Origin of the sequence: Aeromonas lacus, from assembly GCF_000764665.1 — a bacterium.
GTDB classification, from domain to species: Bacteria; Pseudomonadota; Gammaproteobacteria; order Enterobacterales; family Aeromonadaceae; genus Aeromonas; species Aeromonas lacus.
Genome location: NZ_JRGM01000016.1, coordinates 1 through 16,052, shown reverse-complemented (window position 1 = coordinate 16,052; position 16,052 = coordinate 1). Strand labels below are relative to the sequence as shown.

At 60.2% G+C, this 16,052-nt stretch carries 15 protein-coding genes; 13 read left to right on the top strand and 2 right to left on the bottom strand.

Translation table 11 applies throughout. The annotated features are described in order from the left end of the window. Nucleotides 1-216: 216 nt before the first annotated feature. The 5 genes from eco to LG31_RS0102335 all read left to right on the top strand — a co-directional run bounded on the left by eco (nucleotide 217) and on the right by LG31_RS0102335 (nucleotide 4,703). Nucleotides 217-699, top strand: a complete 483-nt coding sequence (eco, locus tag LG31_RS0102355) for a serine protease inhibitor ecotin (protein ID WP_033112907.1) — start codon at nucleotides 217-219, stop codon at nucleotides 697-699. Between the two features lie 299 nt (nucleotides 700-998). Beyond that, nucleotides 999-1,370 (top strand): MaoP family protein, encoded by a 372-nt coding sequence (locus tag LG31_RS0102350; RefSeq protein ID WP_033112906.1) that lies wholly within the window; start codon nucleotides 999-1,001, stop codon nucleotides 1,368-1,370. Continuing rightward, a complete protein-coding gene (gene hdfR / locus LG31_RS0102345; protein ID WP_033112905.1) occupies nucleotides 1,370-2,242 on the top strand; it encodes an HTH-type transcriptional regulator HdfR in 873 nt (290 codons plus the stop codon). Before LG31_RS0102350 ends, hdfR begins: the two co-directional genes overlap by 1 nt. Before the next feature lie 183 nt (nucleotides 2,243-2,425). Then, nucleotides 2,426-3,367, top strand: coding sequence for a hypothetical protein (locus tag LG31_RS0102340; RefSeq protein WP_033112904.1), 942 nt, complete (start codon nucleotides 2,426-2,428; stop codon nucleotides 3,365-3,367). Nucleotides 3,368-3,512: 145 nt separating this feature from the next. Continuing rightward, a complete protein-coding gene (locus LG31_RS0102335; protein WP_033112903.1) occupies nucleotides 3,513-4,703 on the top strand; it encodes an amino acid aminotransferase in 1,191 nt (396 codons plus the stop codon). Between the two features lie 77 nt (nucleotides 4,704-4,780). Here LG31_RS0102335 and LG31_RS0102330 read toward each other — a convergent pair whose 3' ends face one another. Next, nucleotides 4,781-5,278, bottom strand: a complete 498-nt coding sequence (locus LG31_RS0102330) for a DUF2062 domain-containing protein (RefSeq protein ID WP_033112902.1) — start codon at nucleotides 5,276-5,278, stop codon at nucleotides 4,781-4,783. Then, nucleotides 5,272-5,790 carry a DUF2062 domain-containing protein gene (locus tag LG31_RS0102325; protein WP_033112901.1) on the bottom strand — a complete coding sequence of 173 codons (519 nt, stop codon included), beginning with the start codon at nucleotides 5,788-5,790 and terminating at the stop codon, nucleotides 5,272-5,274. Before LG31_RS0102325 ends, LG31_RS0102330 begins: the two co-directional genes overlap by 7 nt. Nucleotides 5,791-5,817: 27 nt before the next feature. On the opposite strand from LG31_RS0102325, the gene LG31_RS0102320 reads away from it, so the two are divergent. The 8 genes from LG31_RS0102320 to pgsA all read left to right on the top strand — a co-directional run bounded on the left by LG31_RS0102320 (nucleotide 5,818) and on the right by pgsA (nucleotide 15,856). Next, the gene (locus tag LG31_RS0102320; RefSeq protein WP_033112900.1) at nucleotides 5,818-8,034 is read left to right on the top strand and encodes a DNA internalization-related competence protein ComEC/Rec2; all 2,217 of its coding nucleotides are present in this window, start codon (nucleotides 5,818-5,820) and stop codon (nucleotides 8,032-8,034) included. Nucleotides 8,035-8,418: 384 nt separating this feature from the next. Next, nucleotides 8,419-10,188 carry a lipid A ABC transporter ATP-binding protein/permease MsbA gene (gene msbA / locus LG31_RS0102315; protein ID WP_033112899.1) on the top strand — a complete coding sequence of 590 codons (1,770 nt, stop codon included), beginning with the start codon at nucleotides 8,419-8,421 and terminating at the stop codon, nucleotides 10,186-10,188. After that, nucleotides 10,188-11,183: a tetraacyldisaccharide 4'-kinase gene (gene lpxK, locus LG31_RS0102310; RefSeq protein ID WP_033112898.1), complete on the top strand. Its 996-nt coding sequence runs from the start codon at nucleotides 10,188-10,190 to the stop codon at nucleotides 11,181-11,183. Before msbA ends, lpxK begins: the two co-directional genes overlap by 1 nt. A 121-nt stretch (nucleotides 11,184-11,304) precedes the next feature. After that, nucleotides 11,305-11,493 carry a Trm112 family protein gene (locus LG31_RS0102305; protein WP_005347033.1) on the top strand — a complete coding sequence of 63 codons (189 nt, stop codon included), beginning with the start codon at nucleotides 11,305-11,307 and terminating at the stop codon, nucleotides 11,491-11,493. Beyond that, nucleotides 11,490-12,239 carry a 3-deoxy-manno-octulosonate cytidylyltransferase gene (gene kdsB / locus LG31_RS0102300; RefSeq protein ID WP_033112897.1) on the top strand — a complete coding sequence of 250 codons (750 nt, stop codon included), beginning with the start codon at nucleotides 11,490-11,492 and terminating at the stop codon, nucleotides 12,237-12,239. Before LG31_RS0102305 ends, kdsB begins: the two co-directional genes overlap by 4 nt. A gap of 212 nt (nucleotides 12,240-12,451) precedes the next feature. Further along, nucleotides 12,452-13,096: a UvrY/SirA/GacA family response regulator transcription factor gene (uvrY, locus tag LG31_RS0102295; protein ID WP_033112896.1), complete on the top strand. Its 645-nt coding sequence runs from the start codon at nucleotides 12,452-12,454 to the stop codon at nucleotides 13,094-13,096. 128 nt (nucleotides 13,097-13,224) lie between these two features. Further along, nucleotides 13,225-15,078, top strand: coding sequence for an excinuclease ABC subunit UvrC (uvrC, locus tag LG31_RS0102290; RefSeq protein ID WP_033112895.1), 1,854 nt, complete (start codon nucleotides 13,225-13,227; stop codon nucleotides 15,076-15,078). Between the two features lie 223 nt (nucleotides 15,079-15,301). Continuing rightward, nucleotides 15,302-15,856, top strand: a complete 555-nt coding sequence (gene pgsA / locus LG31_RS0102285; RefSeq protein WP_033112894.1) for a CDP-diacylglycerol--glycerol-3-phosphate 3-phosphatidyltransferase — start codon at nucleotides 15,302-15,304, stop codon at nucleotides 15,854-15,856. Nucleotides 15,857-16,052 lie beyond the last annotated feature (196 nt).

Sequence of the window (16,052 nt, the reverse complement as noted above, 5' to 3'; positions counted from 1 at the left end):
GCAAAGTGTCATTTGAATTCAGTGCGGGGCCAGATGGCCTCGCTTTTTATTTAACGGGAGCAGCAAGGGAGTGTGCGCGGTGTCAGAAAATAGCCAAATCACGTCATCGCGTGCCGGATCTGCATCATTTTACGCAGTTTTTACGTTGCAGAGCGCTGGCATGAAATCGGCAGAGCGGTTAGTCTAGCGGCGTTGAACCAACCCCAAGAGGTACAGATGAAAACCGTATTGCGTTTTAGCCTGCTGGGCGCCTTGTTGCTGGGTGGCCATGCCTTCGCCGCCGAGCCGAAAAAATTTGATATCAGCATGTTCCCAGCCGCTGACGTGAATCAGGAACGTGTGGTGATCCGCCTGCCTGAAGTCGAAAACGAAGCCGACATGATGGTCGAGCTGCAGGTCGGCAAGAAGATGATGGTTGACTGCAACGTGCCGCGTTTTGCGGGCAACCTGGAACAGCACAGCGTCAAGGGCTGGGGCTACAACTATCTGCAACTGGGTCAGGTCTCCGACCCCATCAGCACCCTGATGGCTTGCCCGGATGGCCAGAAGAAAGAGACCTTCGTCCAGATCTATGGTCAGGGTTTCTTCGTGAACTACAACTCCAAGCTGCCGTTCGTGATCTACGTGCCGCAGGAGTACGAAGTGCGCTACCGTTTGTGGCGTGCCGACAACCTGGCACAGCCAGCCATGATCGAGTAACTATCTTTGCACCAAAAGTTCAGCTGGTTCACCTGACGAAACAAATAAAGCGCCGTATGGCGCTTTATTTTTTGCCCGATTTATCTGAAAACACCCCGGCAATGTTTACGAAATTTTACATAAGCCTGTTATTTATCAACGATTTTTGTGTGCTTCCCCGCAAAATCGGCCCTGTCTGACGGATAATGCAGCTTCGATGAAAGATATTTATTAACATAGTAAGAAAATTGATTTTGCACTCGGCGATGGCCTGATGATACTTGCCCGCAAAGGTCAAACTAACCAGAAAAAAGAGCATTATGAGCTTCGAATCAGACAAGCGTTTCAACGACTTCAAACATTTTCCCCGTGGCCTGCGTCGCAGTGGCGAATTCACTGTGGCCGAAGCGGATAGTCTGGAAAAATACGGCACCGCCATGCTGTCACTCTATCAGGGCACCCTTGCTCCGCGTGACGATGTAGAGGCGGCCTTCATCGAGCAGGTTAAATCCGGCGCTGCCGGTGCCAACCCCCACGCCAAGGTATGGTTCAAGTACCTCAAGGTGATCGGGCCCAAGCGTGTTCACCGTCTCTGCACCGTCGTCGGCGGCGCCAGCGAAGAGAGCAGCGGTGGCGGCAGCTTTGATGTCGGCGGTGGTAGCGGCGGTGGCAGTGACGAGTCCATCGATTAATGGATACCGAGCTGCTTCGGACCTTTATCGAGGTGAGCAAGACCCGGCACTTTGGCCGGGCTGCTGAAAATCTCTATCTGACCCAGTCGGCGGTGAGTTTCAGGATCCGCCAGCTTGAACAGCAACTCGGTGTCAGTCTGTTTGCCCGTCATCGCAACAACATCCGTTTGACAGCCTCCGGTGAGCGTCTGCTGCCCTATGCAGACGCCATTCTCCATACCCTCGGTCGTGCCAAACAGGATGTGGCGTTGTCGCCCGGTTTCAGCCAGCAACTGGCTATCGGTGCTCCTGCCGTCTTCTGGGAGCTCGATTTCAATGACTGGCTCAACCACATCTATGCGCTGGCGCCCGGTTTGGCGGTGCGGCTGGAAACGGCTTCCCGCGAGCATCTCTGCCGTCAGTTGCTGGAGCGCTCCCTCGATCTGGCCCTGCTCTCCGAGCCGACCAAGATCGACGAGATCGCCCTGCACCCCATTGGGGAGCTGGTGTTCGAGTTGGTGAGCCGGGATCCGGCGGCCAATGCCGACAACCTGATGCAGATGCCCCACATCCATCTCGACTGGGGTACCAGCTTCGAGCCGCAGCCGAGCCGGTTGCAGAGCCTGCAAAAGACCCCGGTGCTGCACTCCAGCTCTGCCAGCATGGCGCTGCAATTTGTGCTGGCCAACGGCGGCGCCGCCTATCTGCCGCGGCGCATGGTCAGCTCCTTCCTCGAGAAAGGGGCGTTGCATCTGGTAGAAGGGGGGCAGCCGCTCAGCCGCCCGCTCTATCTTGCCTATCTGGAGAAATCAGATCGCCGCGAGCTGATCGATCAGCTGCTGACATTGCCGCTCGGCTGGCATGATGCCGAACTGCGGCTCGCCGCCGAATAGTTTCTGCCTCATCTTTCGTCACAGCCCACCTCTCGGTGGGCTGTCTATTTCTGGCGCAAAGGCGGGGGAGAGGTCACGTAATTGACGCAGAAGGGTTGGCGTCATCAGCCGGTAACGGTACCTTTTCAGGCTCTTTGTCTGTCAGCCAGTTACAGGGATGCGATTTACAGGGATGAAGTGCACATGATCGACTTTAGTCACCCCGAATGGCGGGCGTTGGCGCAACAGCTGCTCGAGTGTTCGCCTGCGGTGATCCGGGGCCGGCAATGGCAACCGCTGATAGGTCTGCTCAAGGATAACCAGCTGCTGCTTGCCCACGGCAACCATAGCTATGAATTGACTCCGGCCGGGCGCCGCTATCTGACTCGCGAACTGATGCTGGCGGAGATCGCCACGGCGCCGCCTGCGCTGGAGGAGTGGCTGCACGGGCAGGGGTGGCAGCTGGGAGAGCTGGTTAACGAACGGGTGCTCGCCGCGCTCTATCGCAAGAGCGAGGTGAACTTCACCCCCAACGAGCAGATCGACTTCGAAGACAAGGGGATCCGGCTCTGCGCCGATCAGCTGCTGCGCCTGCGCGCCGTCCAGCCGTTCAGCCTCTTTTTCAGCGGTGGCACCCTGCTCGATGCCGCTCCCTGGCTGCAGGCCCTCGGTGAAATAGCGCTCCCCGAGCGTACCCTGGCCAGCCTTGGCAAGATCCTGTGGGGGGAGGGGGAGCTGTTGCGGGTGATTACCACCGATAGCGTCGGTGCCTTTGCCGAGCTACAACTGCCTGTCGGTACTCTGCTGGTGTGGGCACCGGCGACTGCCCAGCTGGCGCTGCAGCAGGTGATCGCTGCCCTGCCGCCCAATGTGCAGTGGAGCCACCTGACCTCGCTCGATCCCGCCGGGGTCGACAGGGTGGTGGCGCTGGCCCAACGCTTGAGTCGTCCTCCGAGCTGGTGGCTGCCCAGAACACTGGCTCCCATTATTACAACCTACGCAACCCCGCTCGGGGAGGCTCGCCGCTGGGAACCGAGCCGGATCCCCAAATCCTTGTTGGCAATTTGTAACGGTTTGGTTGAGTCAAATGGTGCCTTGTCGGCCGAGGTGTGCGCCCTTGCACCCGAGTGGCGTGCCGTTGGTTGAAATCCCCGCCAGAGCGGGCCAAAAAGCGGTTTTCCCCCACTGAACGCGATGATATAAAGAGTTGACGAAGCGCTCGCCGGATGAGCGCTTTTGTTTACCACGCCGCTTTGCCACCCACTGAACTCAACGGAATACAGGGAATACCATGTTTGAAAAGGTTGTTGCCGCCCCAGCGGATCCGATCCTGGGCCTGACCGAAGCCTTCCGCGCCGACTCTCGCAGCCACAAAATCAATCTGGGGGTCGGGATCTACAAGGATGAGACCGGTGCCACCCCCATTCTTCACTGCGTCAAGCAAGCCGAGCAGAAGCTGCTGACCGATGAGAAGACCAAGAATTACCTCGGTATTGAAGGCAATATCGAATATGGCCGCATCGTGCAGCAGCTGCTGTTCGGGCAGAACTCCGCGCTGGTTGCCAGTGGCCGCGCCAAGACCGCTCAAGCGCCGGGTGGTACCGGTGCCTTGCGCATCGCCGCCGAATTTGTGGTGCGCAACGGTCTGGCCAAGACCATCTGGATCTCCGACCCCACCTGGGCCAACCACGTCAGCGTCTTCCAGGCTGCGGGTCTGACCGTCAAGTGGTACAAGTACTACGACGCCGCCACCAAGGGGCTCGACTTTGCTGCCATGCAGGCCTCGCTGGCTGAAGTGCAGGCTGGCGATCTGGTGCTGCTGCACGGCTGCTGCCACAACCCGACCGGTATCGACCCCACCGCTGATCAGTGGCGTGCACTGGCCAAGCAGAGTGCCGCCGCCGGCTGGTTGCCGCTGTTTGACTTCGCCTATCAGGGCTTTGCCCGCGGTATCGAAGAGGATGCCGAAGGTCTGCGCATCTTCGCCGAGTGCCACGACGAGCTGCTGGTAGCGAGTTCCTTCTCCAAGAACTTCGGTCTCTACAACGAGCGGGTCGGCGCTTTCACTCTGGTCAGTGCGACCAAGGAGATCGCCGATGTGGCCTTTACCCAGGTCAAGACTGTCATTCGTGCCAACTACTCCAACCCGCCGTCACATGGCGCCGCCGTCGTCACCGCCGTGGTGAGCGATCCGGCTCTCTATGCCGAGTGGGTTGAAGAAGTGGCTGCCATGCGGGTGCGTATTCGCGAGATGCGCGAGCTGCTGGTGGAGAAACTGGCTGCGCGCGGCGTGAACCAGGATTTCAGCTTTATCCGCGAGCAGAACGGCATGTTCTCCTTCTCCGGTCTCTCCAAGGATCAGGTTGAGCGCCTCAAGAGCGAGTTTGCCATCTATATCGTCGGCTCCGGCCGGATCAGCGTGGCCGGTATTACCCGTGCCAACATAGATCCGCTTTGCGATGCCATCGCCAAGGTGCTGTAACGCCAGCCGTTAACCGCACTACTGAAAAAGCCCGTCACGCCAGTGACGGGCTTTTTTGATCCAGCCGGGTGAGCGGTTCAGCGAGAGCCCTGCAACCAGCGGCGCAGCTGAAGCACCAGCAAGGTGAGGGCGCCGCCAAGCAGTGCGGTGAGCACCGCCAGCAGCATGCTGCCGAGCAGGAAGGGGGGAACCAGCGTTGCCGCTTCCTGCTCCAGCCAGTGGAGCGTCCAGGTGAGGTGGAAAGGCTCCGGCGTCTTGTGCAGCACCAGACAGCCGGTGCGATAGGCATAGAGGTACATGAAGGGCAGGGTGAGCGGGTTGTTGAACCAGACCGCCAGCAGCGCCAGCGGCAGGTTGAGGCTGAACGCCAGCGCCAGCCCGACCGCGATCAGCGAATGCATCGGGATGGGGAACCAGCAGGCGAAGATGCCGGCCGCCACGGCGCCGCTCAGGGCGCGGGTGCCCCCTTGCCAGAGGGCGGGAGCGAGCAGTCGCTCACCAAACAGGGCAAACCACTTCTGCTTGCGCAGGGTATCGGGATCGATTTTGAAACGGGAGAGCCAGCGACTCAGCATGGGCGTGCCACCTTGCGTTTTTGCCATTGACGCACCGTGCTGATGCGCCAGAAGGTGCGGATCACGGCGTAACCGGTGAGCGAGCTGAGCAGGGCCAGTACCAGCGAGCCCAGCAGGAGCGGCGGGGCGACGGTTTCAAATACCGATGCCAGCCAGGCCCAGGTGAACTGGATGTCGACATGTTGCGAGGTCTGCCCCAGCAACTGGCAACCGACCAGATAGGCGCCATAGAGCATGGGGGGAATGGTCAGTGGATTGGATAGCCAGACCAGCGCCACCGCGAGGGGTAGATTGACCCGGCAGGCGATGGCGAGCCCGGCGGCCAGCAACATCTGGCAGGGGAGCGGCACCCAGGCCATGAACAGCCCCACGGCGAAGGCGCCCGCGGCCGATCGCCGGTTGAGATGCCAGAGATTGGCATCGAGCAGCAGGCGACCAAAGAGGCGCAAGTGCTTGTGTTCTTTCAGGGTTTGCGGGTCGGGCATCCAGCGTTTGATGAGTCGTTTGGGCATATTGAAACCTTGCTAAATACTTGCACCATGGATCTGCGTCTGTTGTCGTTTGCCCTCGGGGCAAGCTCCTCACTGCTCTGGCCATGGTTACCTTCACTTGCATGGGGGGGCCTGTTGCTGTCCCTGCTGGTTCCCCTTGCCTGTTGCCGCGCGTGGCGGCTGCTGTTTCTGCTGCTGGGCATCCTCTGGATGCAGGCCACTCTCTCGTATCATCTGGCCTGGCTGGAGCTGCTTGACAAAAAAACGAGCCATATCATAACCGCACAGCTGCAAAGTGCAGAGTCCGAAGGGGATAAATTTGTCCGGCTGACCCTCAGCGTCCATGAACTGGATGGTCGGCAGCTCCGTCCGTCACCCCTGATCCGGGTCAATGCCTATCAGCAGTTACCGCCCCTGACGGCGGGGAGTGAACTGACGCTGGTGACCACTCTCAAGCCGGCCCACGGCCTTGCCAACGAGGCGGGAATGGATGGCCGTCGCCTGCTGCTTGGCAAGGGGATTACGGCTACCGGCAATCTGCGCCGGGTGATCCATATCGCGCCGGTGGCGCCCGGTTTGCGCGAGCGCTGGCTGGCGGCGGCCAACGAGAGCTGGCTCACTCTCTCGCAGGCACCCTTGCTGGCGGCACTCACCTTCGGTGAACAGAGCGGCATCACGGATGAGCAGTGGAGCCTGTTTCGCGGCAGCGGGCTGACCCACATCATCGCCATCTCTGGCCAGCACATTGCGCTGGTGGCGGTGCTCGGCTGGTGGCTGGGCCGCTTGTTCGGGCTGCGCGGAGCGATCTGCGTGTCGCTGCTGTTTGCCGCCACTTACAGCTGGCTGGCGGGGTTTGCTGTGGCGACCGAGCGTGCTCTCATCATGGTACTGGTCTGGAGTGTGCTGCGCTGGCGACGGCGGGAGTGGCCGGCCTACCGCATCTGGCTCTGGGCTTTTGTGGTGCTGACCCTCTGGGATCCCTTTGCCCTCTACTCAGCAGGGTTCTGGCTCTCGTTTCTGGCGGTCGCTATCTTGCTGCTGGTCGGTTACTTCCATGAAAAGCCGACCCTCTGGCAGATCCAGCTCTGGATGCTACTCGGTCTGCTGCCGCTGCAGTTGGCGCTGTTTGAGGGGATTGCGCCGCTCGCCATGGTGATCAACCTGCTGGCGGTACCGCTCTTTTGCATCGTCATTATCCCGCTGGCGCTGATCGGCGTGCTGCTGGCGCCGCTCTCTGGCACGCTCGCCTACGGTTTGTTCTGGCTGGCCAATCTCGGTCTGGAGTGGGTGCTCACCCTGCTCGATATGCTCGCCTCCCGAGTCCAGCTCTGGTGGCCACTGCCGGGTTGGTGGCTGCCGGTGAGCACGCTCTTGCTGCTGCTCTGGCTCTGCTGGCAGTGGCGGGCCGCCCGCTGGCTCTCGCTACCGGGGCTGCTCGCCCTGACGCTCTTTCTCTGGCCAGCGGCGCCGCGCTGGCAGGTGCGGGTACTCGATGTGGGGCAGGGGTTGGCAGTGCTCATCAGCAAGGGGGATCGCGCCATCCTCTATGACACCGGCGATCGCTATCCCGGCGGCTACAACATGGCGGATGCGGCGATCCTGCCCACCTTGAGCCACCTCGGCATCAGGGTCATCGATCGCCTCATCATCAGCCACAAGGATCGGGATCATGCGGGCAATCGCAAGCGGCTGCAGGGAGCCCTGACGGTGCGCAGCGAGCTCTCCTCCTATCCTTTCACCTCGTCCACCACCCTCTGTCAGCGCGGTCAGGCGTGGTCATGGCAAGGATTGCAGTTTCGCGTGCTCTGGCCAGAACTGCCCGGGGGAGGGCACAACAACGATGGCTGCGTGGTACGCATCAGCGATGGCGAGCGCAGCGTGCTGCTGAGCGCCGATATCGAACGGCAGGCGGAGCAGCGGCTGGTGGCGCTCGAGGGGGCCGGGCTTGCCAGCACCTTGCTGGTGAGCCCGCACCACGGCAGTCGCACCTCCTCCACCCCGCCTTTTGTCGCAGCCGTGGCGCCTCGTTATGTGGTGCACAGCGCCGGCTTCATGAACCAGTGGGGCTTTCCTCTTCCCGAAGTAGTCGCTCGTTATCAGGAGGCGACCCAGTGGGTGACCGGTCTGGGCGGGGAGGTGGTGATCGCGCCGGTCGCAGGTGGCCTGCAGGTGAAAGCCGAGCGGGATCATGGCCCCTGGTATCGGCAAGCCGGCAACTGGTGGCAGCCAAGAGTATGGGGAGATCGGCCAGACCCATCACCTTGAGCGGAAGTGTTTCTGCTACTCGTTTTTCCCGCTGACACCATCTTGCATCAGCCATATTGTTGCAAATTTCCACGCTTGAAATAGAAGTTTGTCTTGCTGGTGAAACAATCAAGGGTCAGCGAGTCGAGCCATGTGGCTCAGGGCGACCAAATCCCCGGTGGCCGAATAGCCCCGCAGTGATGTTGCTGGCTGGCCGTGGCTTGCGAGCTCCATGGTATGGTCGGTCGCCGTATGAAAAGGCGAATGTGCGGGATAATCGGGGCGTGATGAAGGCATCTCATCCCTGATTTGGGGGGCGAATCCCTGCTATCTGTATGGTGGCGCTTGGTGGATGTCTACTGTTTGGCTAGAATAGCCCGTCATTTCCATTACCAACGGCTATTCATGCAACAAGAAACTTCACAAGGTAGCTGGCCTGTATTCAAGCGCCTGCTCGGTTATGTCCGTGACCGCAAGCTTGGCCTGATCGGCGGCATCATCGGCATGCTGGGTTATGCCGCTGTCGACACCACCTTCGTCTATTCCATCAAGCCGCTGATCGATCAGGGCATCAATGGCAACGACAGCACCGTATTGAAATGGATGCCTTTCTTCGTCCTCGGCATCGTGGCCCTGCGCGGCGTCGCCAACTTTCTCTCCAACTACTGTATGGCCTGGGTTGGCAACCACGTGGTGATGCGTCTGCAACAGCAGGTGTTCAACCATATGGTGGCGATGCCGATGAGCTTCTTCGACCGCCAGAATACCGGCCACCTGCTCTCCAAGGTGACCTATGACGCCAGTCAGGTCTCCTCGGCAGCCAGTACCACCCTGGTGACGCTGGTGCGGGAAGGGGCGACTGTGGTCGGCCTGCTCGGCCTGATGTTCTGGCACTCCTGGCAGCTGTCGGTGATCTTCCTGGTGGTGGGCCCGCTGGTGGGCATCATCATCGGCCTTATCAGCCGCCGTTTCCGCCAGATCAGCCGTCACATCCAGCAGGCGGTAGGGGATATCACCACCTCCACCGAGCAGATGCTCAAAGGGCACAAAGAGGTGCTGATGTTTGGTGGCCAGAAGGTTGAAGAGAAGCGATTCTTCCAGGTCAGCAACAACATGCGCCAGCAGACCATGAAGATGGTCGCCGCCGATGCCATCGGCAGCCCGGTGGTGCAGATGGTTGCCTCCATCGCGCTTGCGGCGTTCCTTTATGTCGCGACCATTGACAGCGTCAAATCAACCCTGACTGCCGGTACTTTCACCGTCATGATCACCTCCATGATGATGCTGCTCAAGCCGCTGAAAAGCCTGACCGACGTCAACAACCAGTTCCAGCGTGCTATCACAGCCTGCCACAGCCTGTTTGGCCTGCTCGACACCGAGCCGGAGCAGGATACCGGTACCCGCACTCTGGAGCGCGCCCGCGGCGAGATCGAGTTTCGCAATGTCACCTTCACCTACCCGACCAAGGACACCCCGGCGCTGCACAATGTCAGCTTCAAGGTGGAGGCGGGTAAATCGGTGGCGCTGGTGGGCCGTTCCGGCTCAGGCAAGAGTACCATTGCCAGCCTGTTGACCCGTTTCTACGACATCGATCAGGGGGAGATCCTGCTCGACGGCGTCAACATCCGCGAATACAAGTTGAGCGAGCTGCGCAAGCAGTACGCGCTGGTCTCCCAGCATGTTCACCTGTTCAACGACTCGGTGGCCAACAACATCGCCTACGCCGCGGAAGAGAAATACAGCCTCGACGAGATCAAGCAGGCAGCCCGCATCGCTCACGCCGACGAGTTCGTCAGCAAGATGAGCCACGGTTACGACACTGTGGTCGGTGAAAACGGCGCATCCCTCTCTGGCGGTCAGCGCCAGCGTGTTGCCATCGCCCGCGCCCTGCTGCGCGATGCGCCGGTGTTGCTGCTGGATGAGGCCACTTCGGCCCTCGATACCGAGTCCGAGCGCCACATTCAGGCGGCTATCGACGAGCTGTGCAAGGCGCGTACCTCGCTGGTGATCGCCCACCGCCTCTCCACCATCGAGAAGGCGGACGAGATCCTGGTGATCGACGAAGGCCATATCGTCGAGCGCGGTAACCACGAAGCATTGATGGAACAGCGCGGCACCTATGCCCAGCTGCGCGCCATTCAGTTTGGCAACGCCGCCACGGGTAACAAAGGCTGATGCTGGAGCGACTCTGGTATCGCAAAAGTGGCTGGCGCTGGTTGCTGGCCCCTTTTGCCCTGCTGTTCGCCATCATCAGTGGCTCCCGCCGCTACGCCTATCGCCACGGCTGGCGCAAGGGGTATCGCTCCTCCTTGCCGGTGATCGTGGTGGGCAATATCTCGGTGGGCGGCAACGGCAAGACGCCGGTGGTGGTCTGGCTGGTGGAGCAGTTGCAGGCACGCGGCTATCGCCCCGGGGTGGTGAGCCGTGGTTATGGCGGCAAGGCGCCCCATTATCCGTATCGGCTCGATGCCGCCAGCACCACGGCGCAGGCCGGTGATGAACCGGTACTGATTGCCCGGCGCTGCGGCTGCCCCGTGGTGGTTGCTCCGAAACGGGCCGATGCGGTACGTCTGCTGGAGCAGAGCGGCGAGGTGGATATCATCATCACCGACGACGGCCTGCAGCACTATGCGCTGGCCCGCGACATCGAGCTGGTGGTGGTGGACGGAGCGCGCCGTTTCGGCAACGCCTGCCTGTTGCCCATGGGGCCGCTGCGCGAGCCGGTCACTCGTCTCAAACGGGTGGACGCCATCATCTGCAACGGCGGCGAGCCGGGCAAGGGGGAGTACCCCATGCAACTGGTCGCCGATGCGCCGCGTCGGGTGCGCGATGATGCACCGCTGGCTGCCCCTCTCGCAGGGCCCGTCGATGCGCTGGCAGGGATTGGTCATCCACCCCGTTTCTTCATCACCCTCGAGGGGCTCGGTTATCAGCTGGATCAGCAGGTTGCCTACGGCGATCACCACCCCTTCGATCGGGATGAGCTGGTGGGCCGCTTTGCCAGCAAGCCGCTGCTGATGACCGAGAAGGATGCGGTCAAGTGCCGCTCGTTTGCCCTCGATAACTGGTGGTATCTGCCGGTCAGCGCCGAGTTGCCCGCCTCCCTGCTCGATGCCCTGCTGCACAAGCTGGGGACGAAGGGGAAGGGCGCGATCAGGGTGCAAGATTAATCTCTCTCGCCTTGGCGGGGGAGCAGGGGGGTGATATGCCCCGCATGGAATATCTGGTTGCTCGACATCCATCGCTGGCGTGATGAAGCCGCCAGCGCGACATCGTTGAAGGAGTATCGTTTTGGCTTTGGACATCAAGTTGCTCGACATCATCGCCTGCCCGGTCTGCAAGGGTAAGCTGCACTACAACAAGGCCGTGCATGAGCTGGTCTGCCGCTTTGACAAGCTGGCCTATCCGTTGGAGGAGGGGATCCCGGTACTGCTGGAGAACCGCGCCCGTCCGCTCAATAGCGACGAGCTGCCGTCATGAGTTTCGTCGTCGTTATTCCTGCCCGCTACGCCTCTACCCGGCTGCCGGGCAAGCCGCTGGCTGACATCCATGGCAAGCCCATGGTGCAGCACGTGGTGGAAAAGGCCCTGCAATCCGGTGCCGATCGGGTGATTGTCGCGACCGATGACGAGCGGGTGCAGCAGGCACTGCTGAGTACCGGCGTCGAGGTGTGCATGACCTCACCGGATCACCAGTCTGGCACCGAGCGTCTGGCCGAGGTGTGCCGTCACTACGGTTTTGCCGCCGATACCATCATCGTCAATGTGCAGGGGGATGAGCCGCTCATTCCGCCCGCCATCATTCGTCAGGTGGCGGACAATCTGGCCGCCGCCACAGCGCCGATGGCGACGTTGTCGGTGCCGATCAAGGATGCCGAAGAGGCGTTCAACCCGAACGCCGTCAAGGTGGTGACTGACAAGGATGGCTACGCCCTCTACTTCAGTCGCGCCACCATTCCATGGGATCGTGATCGCTTTGCCAAGAGTCATGAGCAGATTGGCGACCACTATCAGCGCCATATCGGCATCTATGCCTATCGCGCCGGCTTCATCCAGCGTTATGTGGACTGGGCGCCGAGCGTGCTGGAGCAGGTCGAGGCGCTGGAGCAGCTGCGGGTGCTCTGGTACGGGGAAAAGATTCACGTGGCACAGGCACTCGAAGCGCCACCCGTTGGTGTCGATACCCAGGCCGATCTGGAGAAGGTGCGAGCCTTCCTGGCGGGTTGAGCCGGCAGGCTGAAGATAAGAAAAACGGTGTCGCAAGACGCCGTTTTTTGTTTTGAGTATCTCGATAATTATCTGATTACAAACACTATAAATGCGCTTTATCAAACTTTTGGCGTGCATGGTTTGCCAAAGCGGTGAGTTTGGTTATGATGCAAGACGCCCTGTTAACCCTAACCGGGCGGCCAAAACGAGATAAAAAACGGGGTGTTTGGGTGATAAATGTATTCCTGGTCGATGACCATGAGCTGGTGCGTACAGGGATAAGACGCATTCTGGAAGATGTTCGCGGGATCAAGGTGGTAGGCGAAGCACAGAGTGGCGAAAACGCAGTTGCTTTCTGTCGTCAGCACCACCCGGACGTGATCCTGATGGACATGAACATGCCGGGTATTGGTGGTCTGGAAGCGACCCGCAAAATTCTGCGGATCCGCCCCGATGTGCGCATCATAGTGCTGACCATCCACTCAGAAAATCCCTTCCCGACCAAGGTGATGCAGGCCGGTGCCGCCGGTTACCTGACCAAGGGGGCCGGGCCGGACGAGATGATTCAGGCGATCCGGTTGGTACACTCCGGTCAACGCTACATCTCCCCGGAGATCGCCCAGCAGATGGCCCTGAGCCAGTTTGCCTCGGCGGACGAGAACCCCTTCAAGTCCCTCTCCGAGCGGGAGCTGCAGATCATGATGATGATCACTAAGGGGCAGAAGGTGACCGATATCTCCGAGCAGCTCAACCTGAGCCCGAAAACGGTCAACAGCTACCGCTACCGACTGTTCAGCAAGCTGGGGATCAACGGTGACGTGGAGCTGACCCATCTGGCCATTCGCTACGGCATGCTGGATGCCGACACCCTGTAACCGGGGTAGTGTGGTCACCAAGGCGGCATCTGCCGCCTTTTGCTTTTTAGCCCCCTTTTGCATTTCAATGAGTGGGCGCAGTATGCTCTCCCCGTCTTTTTGCCATCATCCGTTGAGTCGAGTTGCCGATGACCCTCTCTCCCGAGCCCCTTTTTGACAGCAAAGCCTTTCTCGCCGCCGTGACGCACCAGAGCGGTGTCTACCGCATGTATGACAGCGGCGGTACCGTCATCTACGTGGGCAAGGCCAAGGATCTGAAAAAACGGCTCGCCTCCTACTTTCGGGCCAACGTCGACAGCATCAAGACCCGTACTCTGGTACGCCAGATCGCCGATATCCAGGTCACTGTCACCCACACCGAGACCGAGGCGCTGATCCTCGAGCACAACCTGATCAAGCAGTACCAGCCCCGTTACAACGTGCTGCTGCGGGACGACAAATCCTACCCCTGGATCATCATCACCGCGCACCAGCATCCGCGCATTGGCGTGCATCGCGGTGCCCGCAAGATCAAGGGGGAGTACTTCGGCCCGTACCCTTCCGGTGGCGCAGTGCGCGAGAGCCTGCACCTGATGCAGAAGATCTTTCCGGTGCGCCAGTGCGAGGATGCGGTCTATGCCAACCGCACCCGTCCCTGCCTGCTCTACCAGCTCAAGCGCTGCGCCGGCCCTTGCGTGCCCGGACTGGTGAGCGAGGCCGAATATGCCCAGCAGGTTGAGCTGGCCAAGCTGTTTCTGGCGGGCAAGAACCAGCAGGTGATTGGCGAACTGGTGGGCAAGATGGAGTCCGCCAGCTGTGATCTGCGTTTTGAAGAGGCGGCCCGCTACCGGGATCAGATCCTGGCGCTGCGCCGGGTCACCGAGCAGCAGTCGGTGAGCGGCAACGTGCTGGACGAGCTCGACGTGGTGGGGGTCGCCTTCGAACAGGGGGCGGCCTGCATCCATGTGCTCTTTATCCGTCAGGGCAAGGTGCTCGGCTCGCGCAGCTACTTCCCGAAAGTGCCGGCCGACACCCCGCAGGACGAGGTGGTGCAATCCTTCCTGCTACAGTTCTATCTGTCGGGGCAGGGGGGACGGCAGATCCCGAGCGAGGTGCTGCTCGATGTGGCGCTGGAGGATGAGAACGTCATCGCCGAAACCCTGAGTCAGACCGCGGGTTACAAGGTGCGGGTGGTGAGCCGCACCCGTGCTGAACGGGCCCGTTTTATCAAGCTTGCCTCCATCAATGCCGAGACGGCGCTGCGCTCGCGGCTTGCCCACAAGAGCACCATTACCGCTCGTTACGACCAGCTGGAAGAGCTGCTGGAGCTTGAGCGCCCCATCGCCCGCATGGAGTGTTTCGATATCTCCCACACCATGGGGGAGCGCACGGTGGCCTCCTGCGTGGTGTTCAACCGGGAGGGGCCACTTTCCTCCGAATATCGCCGCTTCAATATCGATGGCATCACCGGCGGCGATGACTACGCGGCCATGGAGCAGGCGCTGGAGCGCCGTTTTGGCAAACAGCAGGAGCCGGACAAGGTGCCGGACGTGCTGTTTATCGATGGCGGCCTCGGCCAGCTGCGCCGGGCTGAAGAGATCCTGGCGCGCCAGCTGGAGTTCCTCGGCGGCAAATATCCGCTGCTGGTGGGCATTGCCAAAGGGGTTACCCGCAAGGCAGGGTTGGAAACTCTCATCATGGGGGAGAGCCACGAAGAGCTGCATTTGCCGGCAGATATGCCCGCTTTGCACCTAATTCAACATATTCGCGATGAATCCCACCGTTTTGCCATTACCGGCCACCGGGCACGGCGAGCCAAAGCCCGCACCAGCAGCACGCTGGAGGATATTCCGGGAGTAGGGCCGAAGCGGCGTCAGGCACTGCTCAAATATCTGGGCGGTTTGCAGGAGGTGAAAAAGGCGAGTGTGGATGAACTGGCCAAGGTGCCCGGCATCAGTCAGGAGCTGGCCCAGACCATCCACGATGGCCTGCATTCGGCTTAAGTGTTGAATGACACTGTTTTTTTAATGAGATGATTAACCGGGAACATTCGCTAACTCCTTGATGCACAAGAGCCGTGACGCAGGGGGGCCGTAAATGCCATAATGGCGCGGTATTGCGAAAGGGTTGATGGATTAAAAAAGACCAAGACGGGCGTCAGTGCGGTTGCATCGCAAATCGGCTTTGGCGCACTATGTAGCGACGTACAAGAAGTGGCTGAAAATAATGACAAACATACCTAACATGCTGACGTTTTTCCGGATTTTGCTCATTCCCGTCTTCGTCATCCTGTTCTATCTGCCTTATCAGTGGTCCTATCTGGCCGCTGCCATCGTCTTTATTCTGGCCGCCGCCACCGACTGGTTTGATGGCTATCTTGCTCGCAAGCTCAATCAATCCACTGCTTTCGGTGCCTTCCTCGACCCGGTTGCCGACAAGATCATGGTGGCCACGGCACTGGTCATCATCGTCGAACACTACAACACCATCTGGGTCACCATTCCCGCCATGACCATGATCGGTCGCGAGATCATCATCTCCGCCCTGCGCGAGTGGATGGCCGAGCTGGGCAAGCGCTCCTCGGTGGCCGTGAGCTGGATCGGCAAGTGGAAGACCATGATCCAGATGGTGTCGCTGACCGGTCTTATCTGGCAGTACAACGTCTGGATGGTGTGGCTGGCCTATGTGCTGCTCTATGTCGCTACCGTGCTCACCTTCTGGTCCATGTTCCAGTACATGAAGGCGGCGTGGAGCGATCTGACCCATCACTCCAGCCTCTGAGTTATCAGGCAGTAACAGGCCGTTTCCAGCAATTTAAGTCAAGAAACGGCCAAAGGTGCTAAAAGTGTTCAAAAAGGGCAAAAAATGCCCGAACGATCAGTTAATTAAATATTTCTGGTTGACTGGGCGGGGAACATCGCTAGAATGCGTCCTCGTAGTCAGGCAGTCAGCCAGACCAATGCGGGAATAGCTCAGT

Bases quoted from the DNA above. Each gene is read 5' to 3' on its own strand.
- eco (WP_033112907.1), top strand. From the start codon at position 217: ATGAAAACCGTATTGCGTTTTAGCCTGCTGGGCGCCTTGTTGCTGGGT.
- LG31_RS0102350 (WP_033112906.1), top strand. From the start codon at position 999: ATGAGCTTCGAATCAGACAAGCGTTTCAACGACTTCAAACATTTTCCC.
- hdfR (WP_033112905.1), top strand. From the start codon at position 1,370: ATGGATACCGAGCTGCTTCGGACCTTTATCGAGGTGAGCAAGACCCGG.
- LG31_RS0102340 (WP_033112904.1), top strand. From the start codon at position 2,426: ATGATCGACTTTAGTCACCCCGAATGGCGGGCGTTGGCGCAACAGCTG.
- LG31_RS0102335 (WP_033112903.1), top strand. From the start codon at position 3,513: ATGTTTGAAAAGGTTGTTGCCGCCCCAGCGGATCCGATCCTGGGCCTG.
- LG31_RS0102330 (WP_033112902.1), bottom strand. From the start codon at position 5,278: ATGCTGAGTCGCTGGCTCTCCCGTTTCAAAATCGATCCCGATACCCTG.
- LG31_RS0102325 (WP_033112901.1), bottom strand. From the start codon at position 5,790: ATGCCCAAACGACTCATCAAACGCTGGATGCCCGACCCGCAAACCCTG.
- LG31_RS0102320 (WP_033112900.1), top strand. From the start codon at position 5,818: ATGGATCTGCGTCTGTTGTCGTTTGCCCTCGGGGCAAGCTCCTCACTG.
- msbA (WP_033112899.1), top strand. From the start codon at position 8,419: ATGCAACAAGAAACTTCACAAGGTAGCTGGCCTGTATTCAAGCGCCTG.
- lpxK (WP_033112898.1), top strand. From the start codon at position 10,188: ATGCTGGAGCGACTCTGGTATCGCAAAAGTGGCTGGCGCTGGTTGCTG.
- kdsB (WP_033112897.1), top strand. From the start codon at position 11,490: ATGAGTTTCGTCGTCGTTATTCCTGCCCGCTACGCCTCTACCCGGCTG.
- uvrC (WP_033112895.1), top strand. From the start codon at position 13,225: ATGACCCTCTCTCCCGAGCCCCTTTTTGACAGCAAAGCCTTTCTCGCC.
- pgsA (WP_033112894.1), top strand. From the start codon at position 15,302: ATGACAAACATACCTAACATGCTGACGTTTTTCCGGATTTTGCTCATT.